We start from the raw sequence: 13,142 nt of genomic DNA on the forward strand, positions 1-13,142 counted from the left end.
TCTTGCGATCCCCAAGGCCAATCAGCCCAGCAATATAGGCCGGACACATCCGCGCACGCGTCTTGTGCCTCAACGCCGAGACGAATGGCTCAAGCCACCGCTCCAGATCGAGTTGCCAATCCCTGTTCGTGGCCGGCCCCTCCAACAGCCGACCTCTCATGAATCACGCAAAACCGCTCTTGGGAATCCTCAAAACGCTCCCAGAACTAAAAAACTGCCAAAGTAGTGCTAGCACTACTTTGGCGCTAGCCACATCGATGCGAACGCGTCGGTGCGGGCAATCGCGCCCTTCCGGAAACATCGCCGTGCTTAATGGTCCTGACCACATCGGCCGCCCTAGAAAAACTGCGCGCCATAACCCTGTAGAGGTCTTCCCCGGCGTTGGTGAGCATGGCGCCGGTTCCAAGCTCTACAAAAAGTGGAACTGCAAGCTTGTCCTCAAGGGCTTTGATGTGCCGGCTGATCTCTTCCGACGTCATGTTTAGCTCGGAAGCCGCAAGTTCAAACGAGAGGTGGCGCGCTAAGGCCTCAAAGGCTTCGAGGGCGGTCAGGGACGGGAGATCATAAAAGCGATGAACCATTGAACACTCCAATCAGATCGGCAGTCGCGAACCAAGAAGCTGGCGTCCTCTGGTCGATCAGGGAACGCTACTGACGCACGCGAAAGTGAATAGGCTGCTCAGTTGCGGCTTGACTTCTCAAGACGCTCTGGACGTCCTCTGCGACATGTCATCAAAGCAAGTTGCATGCCGAATCGGCGCACCTTTTGAGATGCAGTAGTCCGCTACACCGATAGCCCAGCTCTCGTGGTATTTTGTGATGTTTCCGACATTGTTGTCCAGATTCGACCCAAGAAGATTTGCAGAGAGACACGCGCAGAGATTCATCGTAATTTATCTTCGGGGTGGTCAGCACGCCATCTGGTCTTCTTCCGATTTCTTTGAACCTGCGCATGGGGCGTGTTGTAGGTCGGCGGTAGCGAAGCCCGCTCGCGAGCGCGCCCTCAACAGCGCTGTAGCGAGCGGCGGCGTAGCGGCGGTCATCGATGTTCTTCGGTAGGGTTGGGTTGCTGACACAACCTGATTCGAGGGAACCACCGATGACCAGCGACATGATGACCTGCGCACGCTCGTAGAGAAGATCCCCGACGCCGATATCTTGCGCGAGACGATCGGCTTTGCCGCCGACCTACACCACGCGGTGGGACGCAACCTTGAAGCCGGCCAGTTTTCGGTCTGATCCTGGGTCTCGTTGATGTTTGGGTTGGGTTTTGTTTCAGGTCAAGCTTCGGTGTTTTCGGACGCGATTGGCGGGCGCTGTTTTCGCCGCTTGTTCAGCCTGCGGTTGCTGCCGGTCGAGGCCGGTTTTGAGAATGGAGGCGACGGAGGAATAGGCGATGGCATTCATGGTGAGCGCCCGCTTACAGGCCGCATCGAGGCGCTGCGATCCATAGCGCGGCGCCAGTGACAAAATCCCCATGGCCGAGCGGTATCCCTGTTCCGGATGCGGCCTGTTCGCGCATCATGCGTTCGACCAGGATGGCGGCGTTGGGGCCGATCAGGGTCGCCCGACCGATCAGATTGGCCGGCGTGGTGTTGGCGTAACGCTGATTTGCCTTGGGCATATGGTCCTTGACCGTGACGTGGCCGGAGCGCTGGGAGCGTCGGACATGGCTGGCGACACGCTGGTGATCGTGGAAGATCTCGACCGCCCGGTGGGTGAGCCGACTTGGAGGGTGCATCCGATCAGCCGATGCGGCACCGAGTAGAAGGTCTTGTCGACTTCGATATGGTAGTCGGGATGGACCTTTGCTGGCTTCCATTCCGCATATTCGAATGGTGTGGTCGGCAGGGGCTCCAAGGCGGCCCGCTCGATCTGCTCGAACAGTTCGCGGGGCTTCTCCCGACATGGCGCATCGGCCGGTTGTTCAGATCCTCGAGCAATTCGGCAATCGCCGTGTTGAGAGCGGCAAGCGAGAAGAAGGTGCGGTTCCTGAGCCGGGCGAGGATCCAGCGCTCGACGATTAACACCGCGCCTTCGGCTTTTCCTTTGAGAGCTGCGTGGCCCTCTTCGAGCTAAAAGCCGGCTTCCGTCGTTGGTTAGCCTTCCGGTTGATTGGGAACTCGTTCCAGCACTGCGAGGACATCCGCTATACGATGCCTGTCGCTCTCTGTGAGCGTCAGATTGACTTTGACGGCCTGGCTCTCGACCTTGGTTGCGGGCATTCCGGCAAGCGCCTGTTCACGCCGTGCGATGATCGCGGGGTCCTTTGTGAAGTCCGCGTCTTGCGGCCTATGTCGAGACGCTCGCCTCGGCATTGGGGCATGCTGACCGGGTGGCGCCGCTGAAGGCTTATTGCACCGGGCTGCTTTTGCCGGGCGAGCGCAAGAGCGTCGAGCCGATGGCGGCACGGGTAGAGTCTGGGCGTGTCCAGGCGGCGCACCAGTCTCTGCATCACTTCGTGGCGAAAGCGGACTGGTCGGACGATGCCGTGCTTGGCCTCGTGCGGGTGCAGGTTCTGGCGGCGCTTGAGCGTCAGGGGCCGACCCGCGCCTGGATCGTCGACGACACCGGCTTTCCCAAGAAGGGGAAGCATTCGGTGGGGGTTGCGCGGCAGTATTGCAGCCAACTCGGCAAACAGGACAACTACCAGGTCGCGGTCAGTCTGTCTGTTGCCACCGGCCAGGCGAGCCTGCCGGTCGCCTAAGACGGGGACGCTCCGTCAACATCATCGCTTCCGCCCGATCTTCCGTCATCCAGATTGGCAACTGCACCAACGTTGCCGTCAGGCTGGCGGATGATCAGAGCGACCTCGTCACCATGGCGATTGCGTCGGGCAACAACAACCGCGTCCCCGTAACGGGATGAAATCGGTAACGGATAATCGTCTCGCCCGACTGATAGCGGGCATTATGAAGTTGTTGCACCGACGCCAGGTGTGCTCATCAATCTCCGGCAGACTTTTCAGCGCGCGCGACCTTCAGCATCTCGCGATCGAGCTTGGTGAACTCGCACCACAACGCCGTCCGCGCCCCCAGCATCGCACGAATCACCGTCTCCAGAGTGACGTGCCCTGCTGTCAGTTCCCGGATGCGCGCCTCAAACTTTCCACGACTGACCTCTCCGACCTTCAGCCCATAGCCGCGCAAGATCCCGCGGATGCTCAGTTCAATGTCGAGAAGCTTGCCTTGCAAAAGCTTGCGTCCACAAGAAGGGCTCGGCTATCCTTACAAGTCACCGATTTGGCATGAACCGGGCGGTACCATCCCATCCGTAGCAGTTGGGCTATATCCCGCGTGCATCTTTCCGGTCGGTCTTCACCGGCATCGCCGAGAGCGCCGCCTTCACGTGCCGTGTCTCGAGCAAAACCGCATCGCGTCCGGCGACCACAAGCCCGGCAAGGAGCTACTGCGATAATGGCCCAGCCTCGAGCCCAATGCGGATGACAGACAATTCCAGTTCGTCGAAATAGCGGACCAGTGCCTCCGGCTCGCTGGCGATCTTGACCTCGCGCACGATCGTTCCGGTCGCGTCAACAATGCACACGCTGCTCCCTTCCAGAGAGACATCGATTCCCACATAGCGTTCCGTGGCTGCTCCTCTCATGATGCTGGAGCCAATCGTTCGGACTCCGTTTCAACATCATCATTCTGAGGGACAGCCACCCAACCTAGCTATGCTCGCGAAGGCCGGCCCTACGGCATCTAGTCGAACGCGAGATCTGCCTTGTCTACGATCCGCAGACAACACGTCCTCCAGCCGCAGAGATTCTCATGGACATGTTACGACAAGGCGCGAGGCATGGCTTCCCAATTCCGAACGGAACGAAATAGCGTAGGCGCCAGTTCCGCTGTTTGACATGTTGGGTCAAATAGGTGGTTCAAGCTACACGTCATATTTTCAAGTTCGCGGGTGGCGCCCTTCTTGGCCGACCTGAGCCTGATCGCCGCCTGGCAGCAAGCCGGGAATCCGAGCCGGCCCGCCGGCGACAGCAGTGGCATTCGGCGGGTCTACATTCCCAAACCCGGCAAGACGGAAAAACGCCCTCTTGGCGTGCGGGCGGCTTTGCGGGTGATGCCCGCCGAGCGAACGTAGCGCGTCGTTCTGGCGGAGCGTCCGTCCACGGAGCTCACAGAGCCCGGCCTCGCGCCCTAACCGCAACCAAAGAGCGACATTGTTGCCAAATTGCGATCAATCTATGCCAAAAAAATGTTGGACGCGTAATAATAATTCGGCCAACTTTCGAGAAGCAGCGTTTCAAGAGATCATCCATGAGCGAAATCGTTACGAAGCAAGACTACCAAGCGTTTCACATCATCTTCAACCGCCCTGAACGGCTAAATGCCGTCAACGAAGCCCTGTATCAACAAACGCTAGACGCACTGAATCGGGCCGCCGAGGATCCCAGTGTCCGATGCGTGGTTATTTCCGGAAACGGCCGGGCGTTCTGCGCGGGTGCCGATATGAAGGCCCATAAGTCCGGTGTTCGAACGCGGGAAGATCGCGAGGCCTATATCATGCTCGGCCAGCGCGTGTGCGAACGGATTCAAACGATGAGTAAGCCTGTCGTTGCCGTGGTGCACGGCTACGCTGTTGGCGGAGGGGCCGAAATCGCAACCTCAGCTGATTTTCTTATCATTGCCGAAGATGCCCAGCTCGGGTTTCCCGAACTCGCCATCGGCACTTACGTGGGGGGGGGCGTGACGCTCCGACTTCCCCGGTTGATCGGGTTAAGACACGCTTCGAATCTTTTGATGCTGGGCGACAGGATATCCGGTGCGAAATGCCTGGAGATAGGCTTAGCAACAGAGACTCCACCAGCGGATCAGCTGCAGGAGCGCACATCCGCGTTGGTGGAGCGCATCGTCAAAAATGCTCCAATACCAATGGCGCGCCTTAAGGCCGCGATCAATGTTCAACTAAGCGCCGAAACTGTTTTCCAAACAGAGACCGATGGCGTCTTGGCGATGATGGAAACCAAAGATTGGGCAGAAGGCGTCGCCGCCTTCGCGGAGCGCCGCTCGCCACGTTTTGAGGGAAAATAGAAAATGAATGCCCACACCAAAGCATCTGCGGTGAGCCGCATAGTCGAGCCGCGTTCCGTCGCGATCATCGGCGCTTCAGCGAACCCGGATAAGCGCGGCTATCATATGATCAACGCCCTTCAAAAGGCTGGCTACAGTCATCCCATCTTGCCGGTTAATCCAAGGGGAGGGACGATTCTCGGATTGGACGTCTGCAGTGACATCGCTTTACTTCCTAACGGCGTCGATTTGGCAGTGATCATTCGACCAGCGGAAGAAGTGCCTGATATCCTTATTCAATGCGGCAAAAAAGGCATCGCGGGCGCGGTGGTCGTCGCGCATGGATTTGGAGAGTGGGGCGACAAGGGCTCTGCGACGGAAGAAAGATTGCGTCAAGCCCTGGCGACGAGCGGTGTTCGAATCATTGGGCCGAACACATCGGGGATGCTGAATTGCACAGCGCAAGCGGATCTAATTGGCTTGCCTGAACTGCCACCAACGGGGCCCATTAGCGTCGTCACGCAAAGTGGCGGCATGATCCTGACGCTACTGGAGGATAACCGCTCGATTAACGGCCCGGGTTTCGATGTCATCTTCGGACTCGGGAACCAGGCTGACGTCGGATACGACGAACTGATTGAAGAGCTTGGACAGCGTGAAAGCACCCGATCGATTGCTATTTACAACGAGGGCTTCACCAACGGGCGGCGCTTCGTCGAGGCGGCCGGGCGAGTCAGTCAAAACTGTCCGATTGTGATGCTCCGAGGAGCGCGATCCATCGAAGGTGGAAAGGCGGCGCTTTCCCACACAGGTTCGATTGCCGGGTCGGATGAGATCGCGTCGAGGGTGTTGCCTCAACAGGGCGTTATATTAGTTGATCGATCCGACGAACTTCTGCCAATTGCTGCGCTTCTTGCGACCGCCTCTCTTCCAAACATGCAAACAGGGGTAGCGGTTTTAACTGATGGCGGTGGTCACGCTACACTTGCCGTGGATGCACTATCCCGTGCTGGGGTGCCCCTAGCGTCGCTGTCGGAGGGCACCAAGGCCAAATTGCGAAAGGTGATTGGTGAGGAGGCAACCGTCGGAAATCCGATTGACGTTTACAGCGCCATCGATGCCCTACCAGACGTTTTCCCTAAATGCATCGAAATTCTGGCATCGGATCCACACGTAGGGCTTGTTTTAACAATTGGAATGTTCGGCGGTTACCATATTAGATTCAACCAGACCCTCCTCGAGGGTGAAAATCTAGCCGCGGAGCAGATCGTTGCTTTCAAAAAAACCACCAGTGTTCCACTGATATTTCATAACTGCTATGCGACCCGCATGCTTAAGAGCGACGACATCTTAAGAGAAGGCGGGATCCAGGTTTTCCCGTCGCTGGATTGGGCTGTCGCTGGCACCAGGGCATTGTTTGAAAGGGCGAACTGGCTTTCCAAGAAAAACTTCCGTGACCAGGGGGTAACATCCAAGGGCAAACGCGTTTCCGTTCCCAGCGGGCTGTCAGCGGAGACGACAGCCCGAGAGATATTGCAGGACCTCGGGGTCCATACCGGGAAATGGTCGGCTGCAAGCGATGCTCAGTCGGTAGAAGCGGCCATCTCCAAATTTGCCACGCCTTGTGCGGTCAAGCTGGACTCGTCTGTGGTGGTACACAAATCTGACGTGGGTGGCGTGCATCTCGGTGTAACTCGAGAATCTGCACGCTCTGCCGCAGTCGGCATCACAGAGGCTATGGCGTCCCAGGTACCTCCGGTGACCGACTTCGGTTTCATCGTCGCGCCTATGGTGAATAACGGCGTAGAATTATTCGTAGGTGCCACCAACGATCCGGTCTTCGGCCCGGTGATCGTGTTCGGTTCCGGGGGCGTGCTGGTCGAGGCGGTCAAGGACGTGACCTTTCGCGCTGCACCGCTTTCCCCTTTGGAGGCTTTGGACATGATCAACGAGACGCGTGTCGCGAAGCTCCTCGACGGTTTCAGGAATTATCCGAAAGTCGACAAGCGATCCCTAGCCAACTTCATCTCGTCCGTGTCCAACGCAATAATGAGCATGGAGAATCTTGCGGAACTCGACATCAATCCAATCATCGCCACCGAAGGCGGTATCTACCCGGTCGATGTGCGGCTTGTCGGAAATAAGCTGGGTTAAACTTGTTGCATGCGTAAGCTTAACGGCGAAAAAGCTTCCGGACCTCCTGTCCGGAAGTTGCTCCTATGACAAAGGCGGACCCAACCTACCAAAGGCGACATGGCCTTCTGGGTGAGTACGAAGAGTTCCTCTCGAGTGAGAGAATATGAGGGGGCAACCCCAGCGGGAAAGCGTTCCTTTGAACTTGCAAAGATGCCTTTTCGATCATGATGCTGGCTACATTCATCGCGTTAGTCCTTATCACTGGATCAACCTCATTGGCGCGCCTGTCGGGTATATGAAGCACCGAATGGATGGCGGTTCGCTTAAAGCACGGAGTGTATGCTTGCCAGGTGGTATCACATTATCTAACTGTTTGTGGGCTTGGTCCGTCAGCCGCAAGCGCCACCGCTCTCCGCTTGCGTGTCCCCGGCGGAAGGCCTGACCCGATGGGCGAATTCGTCGGCATCTTCGAGATGGGGCCGCGCGACGGTCTGCAAAACGAGAAGCGCCTCGTGCCGACCGCCGACAAGATGCGGCTCGTCGACATGTTGTCGGATTGCGGCTTACAAAGGATCGAAGCGACCTCTTTTGTCTCGCCGAAATGGGTGCCGCAAATGGCCGATGCGACGAAGGTCATGGCGGGCATTCGGCGTGCGCGCGGCATTGTCTACGCTGTCTTGGTTCCCAACCTGAAAGGCTACGAGGCGGCGAAGGCGGCAAAGGCTGATGAGGTCGCCGTCTTTGCGTCGGCCTCCGAAACCTTCAGCCGCAGAAATATTAATTGCTCGATTGCCGAAAGCCTCGAGCGTTTTCGTCCAGTACTGGCTTCGGCCGCCGCAGATGGCATTCCGGTGCGAGGCTATGTTTCCTGCGTCACCGACTGCCCTTACGAAGGCCGAACACAGCCTGAAAACGTCGCGAGGGTTGCGGCTGAACTTTCTACAATGGGTTGCTATGAAATTTGCCTAGGCGAAACGATGGGTCACGGCACGCCTGTAACCATCGGGGCCATGCTCGATGCCGTGCTGAAGGAGGTCCCGCCCGAAAATCTTGCCGGTCATTACCACGACACGAGAGGGCGGGCGCTCGATAATATCCTGGTGAGTCTGGAAAGAAACCTGCGTACCTTTGACGGGGCGGTCGGTGGACTTGGCGGCTGCCCGTTCGCGCCAGGCGCTAAAGGCAATGTCGACACGCTGGCCGTGGCCGCCATGCTCGCCGGGAGGGGTTATGAAACGGGCCTCGATATCGAGCGACTGGATGAGGCGGCCCGCTTCGCACGCGGCTTGAGAGAGGAACGGCCATGAACTTCGAGACCATCCGCGTCACGACGGAGGAGTTTGGCGTCGCTAGCCTGACGCTCTCACGCCCAGACAAGCACAACGCCATCTCGGAACAGATGATCTTGGAACTCGCGAGCGCTGCCAGACTGCTCGCCAATGACAACGCGGTGCGCGCGGTGGTACTGACGGGTGAGGGTGAGAGCTTCTGTGCCGGTGCCGATCTCGCCTGGATGCGCGCACAGGCCTCCACCGCGCGTGACGAGCGAATTGCCGGGGCCAGTAAGCTAGCGCTGGCGCTTCGCGCGCTCAACGAGCTGCCCAAGCCCCTGATCGGCCGTATCAACGGTCAGGCATTCGGCGGCGGTCTCGGCCTGATGAGCGTCTGTGATGTCGCGGTCGCCGTCGACACCGCAAGATTCGGCTTCACTGAGGTCCGGCTCGGCCTCATCCCCGCGACGATTTTTCCTTATGTGCTGGCTCGGATGGGAGAGGCCCACGCGCGGCGGGTGTTCATGTCAGCCAGAATATTCGACGCCAACGAAGCCTGCGAGCTTAGGCTGATTTCGCGCGCCGTTCCACAGGATGACCTGGACGCGGCGGTCCATGCCGAAGTCCGGCCCTATCGCTCGGCTTCGCCGCAGGCGGTCGCCGCCGCCAAGGCGCTCGCACGTCGACTTGGGCCGACAATCGACGACACGATCATTGGCGAAACAGTCGCTTTTCTGGCTGATGCGTGGGAAACAACCGATGCCGCTGAAGGAATCAAGGCCTTCTTCGATCGCCGCAGACCGCGCTGGCAGGCGTGAGGTTGGCCAGAAGTCGTTCGTCGCTCGAACCTCGAACAGGCAAGATCGACGAATTGCTAGCACCGACCGGCGAATTTCGTGAGCGGTTTTAGGCGCATCAAATCACTGACTCTAAAACAAACCCGCACCGCTTGGCGACAATGTCCCGAGAATGCACAGTCCAATCCAGCATACTCGATCCCTTAGCCGAACACGGGATTGGTCGTGCACTTAAGGCGATGTCGCTTTGACTACACCAGCATCCCTTGTCGTTGGAGCTCACGCTCGAAACGGTTTGACCGCATCACTGCGGCCAAGAGGCGGCGAGTAGATTTCGAAGCATCGGGTGGCGGTACGTTTTCCAGGTAGCCGGCTCCGGTTGTCCGACCGCGTGGCCGGGTTCAAACGGGTACAGGGCTTCGGCTTGGGGAGCGACGCGCCGGGCGTCGCTGCGAGGCGAAGGCATGAAGGGATCATCTTAGCATCCTACAGCCTTTTCGAGCGCGGCACGAGAGTGGTCAAATGCTAAGCCTTTCAGAGAGGATGAAATGGACAAAGTTTACAGCGACGCTGGATCCGCGCTGGCTGGTCTCGTGAAGGATGGCATGACCATCATGGCCGGGGGGTGGTTTGTGCGGTATCCCGGAAACCCTCATCGAGGCGATCCGTGATTCGAGGGCGAAAGGTCTCACCTTCATCTCCAACAATGCAGGCGTCGACGGCGTCGGCCTCGGCCGGCTGCTGGAGACGCGCCAGATCAGGAGGATGATCTCGTTCTATGTGGGCGAGAACAAGACTTTCGCCCAGCAATACCTGTCGGGGGAACTGGAGCTGGAGTTCATCCCGCAGGGTACGCTCGCCGAGCGGATACGCGCTGGCGGCGCGGGTATTCCGGCCTTCTACACCAAGACCGGCATCGGCACTCTGATCGCCGATGGCAAGGAGGTGCGCGAGTTCAACGGCGAAAAGTATCTCATGGAGACCGGCCTGTTCGCCGAGATCGCGATTGTCCACGCGTTCAAGGGCGACGCCGAGGGCAATCTTGTCTACCGCAAGACTGCCCGCAACTTCAACTCGATGATGGCGACCGCCTCACGGATGACAATTGCCGAGGTCGAGCACCTGGTACAGGCCGGCGAGATCGATCCGGATGGCATCCAGACACCGGGCATCTTCGTGAAGCGCATCATGCATGCGCACAGCCCGGTCAAACACATCGAACAGCGCACTACCCGCAAGCGCGAGGAGATCCTCTGATGGCCTGGACTCGTGAACAGATGGCGGTGCGCGCCGCCCAGGAGCTGCGCGACGGCTACTACGTGTACCTCGGCCTCGGCATTCCGACGCTGGTGTCGAACTACATCCCGAATGGCATCCGCGTGCAGCTGCAGTCGGAGAACGGCATGCTCGGCATGGGTCCGTTTCCGTACGAGGGCGAGGAGGATGCCGACCAGATCAATGCGGGCAAGCAGACGATCACCGAGCTCCCGACGACGAGGTACTTCTCCTCGGCAGACTCATTCGGGATGATCCGCGGCGGCCACATCGATTATCGATCCTCGGCGCCATGCAGGTCGCGGAGAACGGCGATCTTGCCAACTGGATGACCCCGGCAAAATTGTGACAGGTATGGGCGGCGCAATGGACCTGGTGGCAGGTGCGACGGTTCGGAAGAGCCGAAGTTGCTCGAGGGCCTGCAGATTACCGCTGACAGGCGCTGGTGTGGTCGACCTGGTCGTCACAGACCTCGGTGTCTTCAGCATCGACAAGAAGGGCGGCACCGGCGTTACCCTGATTGAGCTCGCCGACGGCGCGACGGTCGATGAGATCAAGGCGAAGACCGAAGCGGAATTCAAGGTTGCCCTGAACGAAAAGCAAGCAGCCTGATGACCCTTTCAATGACGCAACCCCGATAGTCCTTTCGAGGCGCACTTATGCGCTGGTCTCGATGCCGACTGGCATGAGCTGGCATTCTTCGCGCTTGTGTTCAGCTCGCGGCGATGCCGGACTAAGCCAAAGGCGTCAAACGGAAGTTGGCCCGGTTTGATCCGTTGACGTGCAACTGCCAGAGCTGACTGAACCGGAATAAAAGTCGCGGTGCAATTCGGCATTTTAGAGGTACTCCCCGCATCGGCAAAACTCACGATGGGCGCGGCGGCTTCAACTTTAGATGAACCGAACTGGCGTTGCCCGTCCGTCGACCTCGCCTGTTAAGCTATCAGAAAGGCGCCTGAGCCGACGTGCTGATGCGGATTTCTTCCTCCCGAGAAGCGATGAGGCGCCATCCAATAAGGAGGGCCTGCTCGTCTGAGGTGAGCTGAAGAGCTCTCGCCGATCCGCCCTTCCGCAGCGCGCTGGTGTCCCGATCGAGCTGCGCGAGACAATCGAGAACCCCCCACGATAGGACGGCATAGGCGAACTGGTGAAGCTCCGATAGAGCGTGGCGAGTGCTCGGCCATCTGCGCGAGTATAGCGGCCACCGGCCTCGATCCACTTCTGCTAGCAGGTGGCCGCGACTTGTGCAATGTAGGATTGCAAACCCCTTGGGGAGAGAATCTCTGGCGGAAGCCCTCAATACCTTGAGCTGCAGGCTGGTTCTCATCCAACCTGCAAAGGAAGGTTGGAGTAGTCGGCCAACCGGTCGGCGAGGAAGGGTAGGTCTGGCGCCCCGCTGCGATCGCGGACCGGGTCACCGTCAACGTCTCAATGGGTTCGACGTCGCCGAAGTAATGCGGTGGCTGGGTTTGGTCGATCCAGGGTGCGCAGAATATCGAACCCCCAAAATCCTGGCCTGCCCGGTTAAGGCTCAGCACATAAACCTGGTTTTCGAGCGCACGCGTTATCGCAAAATGGCGCCAGCTATAGTAGGTCAAATCCCTGAAATACGCGCCACTATGGAGTAGTAAGTCTACGCCATAGTCGAGGCACAGTGTGCGGCTAAGCTCCGGTATTCGAAGATCGTAGCAAATGATCGGTGCGACCCGAAACCCGCCACGTTAAAGACTAAAATATGGTCGCCGCTGCTGAAGAATTCTTTTTCCATCGAAGCGCCGAACTGGGCGGTGTGGAGCTTTGCATAGGCGCCGCGACGCTCTCCGTTCGGACCAACGACCACCTGAGTGATCTGGAGGAGGGCCTCGTTGAAGACAGGAAGGCCGTATGCGATCGTTACGCCGAAACGCTGCGCCACGGCGCGCCAGGTCATAAAGCTCGGCCCGTCAAACGGCTCTGCCAAAACGCCCAAGGCGTCGAAGGCCTCGCGAGAGTATTCGATGCTCGACAGTTCGGGCAGGACGACGAGATCGATGGGCTCCGTCTCGCAAGACAGTCGCTGCGAGACTGCCAAATGCCTGTAGCGCTCTACGGAATTGCGGGTTGGCGGGATGAAAATCTGATAGGCGAGCAGGCGGAGTTCCGGCTTACGGCTTTGCGCAATCATCTTTTGCCGTTTGTTACGCCCTGTCCGCCATGTTGGCGGTGTAGGGACGGCCGTAGCCGACCACTCGGCCCGTCGACGAGGCTGTGTTACGATTCCGTCGAGAACTTCCATCAAAATCAGCGTTTCGGCGCGCACGATGGGCCAGCCCATTTGACCCAACGCCGATAGCGGGCCATCACCAAAACAGTGTCGCGCTTGGTGTTGTTGCTAACACCCACGATCTCGCATAAAGTTGATGCCTCAAACCGCAGGCCATGCAGATCTCCTTATCCCCGACGACTTTTCCGAATGCATCTTCTCGCGTCCGACCGCAGGTGGGATGGTCTGATGATCGGAATGCTGGCCCCTCCCGCAGCAGCATTGCGTCCAACATTTCTTTGGCATAGATTGATCGCGAATGAGCAACAATATCACCCTCAGGCATTTGCGGGCGTTTGTCGCGATCGCGGATTTGGGTGGGTATACCGCCGCGGCC

9 protein-coding genes and 5 pseudogenes are annotated in these 13,142 nt (G+C 58.7%); 8 read left to right on the forward strand and 6 right to left on the reverse strand.

The window, feature by feature from the left end:
- Positions 1–245: 245 nt before the first annotated feature.
- Together NKI95_RS33155 and NKI95_RS33160 are read right to left on the reverse strand one after the other, a co-directional pair.
- Positions 246–581 (reverse strand): LysR family transcriptional regulator, encoded by a 336-nt coding sequence (locus NKI95_RS33155; RefSeq protein ID WP_352722053.1) that lies wholly within the window; start codon positions 579–581, stop codon positions 246–248.
- Positions 582–1,275: 694 nt separating this feature from the next.
- Positions 1,276–2,051: pseudogene (locus NKI95_RS33160) on the reverse strand (Mu transposase domain-containing protein); the annotation flags it as partial.
- 230 nt (positions 2,052–2,281) lie between these two features.
- Here NKI95_RS33160 and NKI95_RS33165 point away from each other — a divergent pair.
- Positions 2,282–2,704 (forward strand): annotated as a pseudogene (locus tag NKI95_RS33165) (IS701 family transposase); the annotation flags it as partial.
- A gap of 221 nt (positions 2,705–2,925) precedes the next feature.
- Here NKI95_RS33165 and NKI95_RS33170 read toward each other — a convergent pair.
- Positions 2,926–3,606, reverse strand: a pseudogene (locus NKI95_RS33170) (IS110 family transposase); the annotation flags it as partial.
- 318 nt (positions 3,607–3,924) lie between these two features.
- Here NKI95_RS33170 and NKI95_RS33175 point away from each other — a divergent pair.
- The 7 genes and pseudogenes from NKI95_RS33175 to NKI95_RS33205 all read left to right on the forward strand — a co-directional run bounded on the left by NKI95_RS33175 (position 3,925) and on the right by NKI95_RS33205 (position 11,115).
- A complete protein-coding gene (locus NKI95_RS33175) occupies positions 3,925–4,095 on the forward strand; it encodes a hypothetical protein (RefSeq protein WP_352722054.1) in 171 nt (56 codons plus the stop codon).
- A gap of 176 nt (positions 4,096–4,271) precedes the next feature.
- A complete protein-coding gene (locus NKI95_RS33180; RefSeq protein ID WP_352722056.1) occupies positions 4,272–5,045 on the forward strand; it encodes an enoyl-CoA hydratase/isomerase family protein in 774 nt (257 codons plus the stop codon).
- A gap of 3 nt (positions 5,046–5,048) precedes the next feature.
- Positions 5,049–7,178 carry an acetate--CoA ligase family protein gene (locus tag NKI95_RS33185; protein ID WP_352722058.1) on the forward strand — a complete coding sequence of 710 codons (2,130 nt, stop codon included), beginning with the start codon at positions 5,049–5,051 and terminating at the stop codon, positions 7,176–7,178.
- A 428-nt stretch (positions 7,179–7,606) separates the two neighbouring features.
- Positions 7,607–8,467: a hydroxymethylglutaryl-CoA lyase gene (locus NKI95_RS33190; protein WP_352722059.1), complete on the forward strand. Its 861-nt coding sequence runs from the start codon at positions 7,607–7,609 to the stop codon at positions 8,465–8,467.
- Complete coding sequence (locus NKI95_RS33195) at positions 8,464–9,249, forward strand: crotonase/enoyl-CoA hydratase family protein (protein ID WP_352722061.1); 786 nt, start codon at positions 8,464–8,466, stop codon at positions 9,247–9,249. Before NKI95_RS33190 ends, NKI95_RS33195 begins: the two co-directional genes overlap by 4 nt.
- A gap of 527 nt (positions 9,250–9,776) precedes the next feature.
- A pseudogene (locus NKI95_RS33200) lies at positions 9,777–10,485 on the forward strand (CoA transferase subunit A).
- A pseudogene (locus NKI95_RS33205) lies at positions 10,485–11,115 on the forward strand (3-oxoacid CoA-transferase subunit B). Before NKI95_RS33200 ends, NKI95_RS33205 begins: the two co-directional pseudogenes overlap by 1 nt.
- A gap of 323 nt (positions 11,116–11,438) precedes the next feature.
- On the opposite strand, the gene NKI95_RS33210 reads toward NKI95_RS33205, so the two are convergent.
- From NKI95_RS33210 to NKI95_RS33220, 3 genes are all read right to left on the reverse strand, one after another.
- Positions 11,439–12,200, reverse strand: a complete 762-nt coding sequence (locus tag NKI95_RS33210; RefSeq protein WP_352722066.1) for a carbon-nitrogen hydrolase family protein — start codon at positions 12,198–12,200, stop codon at positions 11,439–11,441.
- Positions 12,137–12,817 (reverse strand): carbon-nitrogen hydrolase family protein, encoded by a 681-nt coding sequence (locus NKI95_RS33215; RefSeq protein ID WP_352722063.1) that lies wholly within the window; start codon positions 12,815–12,817, stop codon positions 12,137–12,139. The genes NKI95_RS33210 and NKI95_RS33215 overlap by 64 nt, the downstream gene beginning before the upstream one ends.
- 25 nt (positions 12,818–12,842) lie before the next feature.
- The coding region (locus NKI95_RS33220) for a hypothetical protein (RefSeq protein WP_352722064.1) at positions 12,843–13,142 on the reverse strand (300 nt) is incomplete at its 5' end.

Source organism: Mesorhizobium sp. M0306, assembly GCF_040321655.1.
Classification (GTDB): Bacteria; Pseudomonadota; Alphaproteobacteria; order Rhizobiales; family Rhizobiaceae; genus Mesorhizobium.

What these genes read in the sequence shown, in the direction of transcription:
- NKI95_RS33155 (WP_352722053.1), bottom strand. Translation starts at nt 581, where the DNA reads ATGGTTCATCGCTTTTATGATCTCCCGTCCCTGACCGCCCTCGAAGCC.
- NKI95_RS33180 (WP_352722056.1), top strand. Translation starts at nt 4,272, where the DNA reads ATGAGCGAAATCGTTACGAAGCAAGACTACCAAGCGTTTCACATCATC.
- NKI95_RS33185 (WP_352722058.1), top strand. Translation starts at nt 5,049, where the DNA reads ATGAATGCCCACACCAAAGCATCTGCGGTGAGCCGCATAGTCGAGCCG.
- NKI95_RS33190 (WP_352722059.1), top strand. Translation starts at nt 7,607, where the DNA reads ATGGGCGAATTCGTCGGCATCTTCGAGATGGGGCCGCGCGACGGTCTG.
- NKI95_RS33195 (WP_352722061.1), top strand. Translation starts at nt 8,464, where the DNA reads ATGAACTTCGAGACCATCCGCGTCACGACGGAGGAGTTTGGCGTCGCT.
- NKI95_RS33215 (WP_352722063.1), bottom strand. Translation starts at nt 12,817, where the DNA reads ATGGGCTGGCCCATCGTGCGCGCCGAAACGCTGATTTTGATGGAAGTT.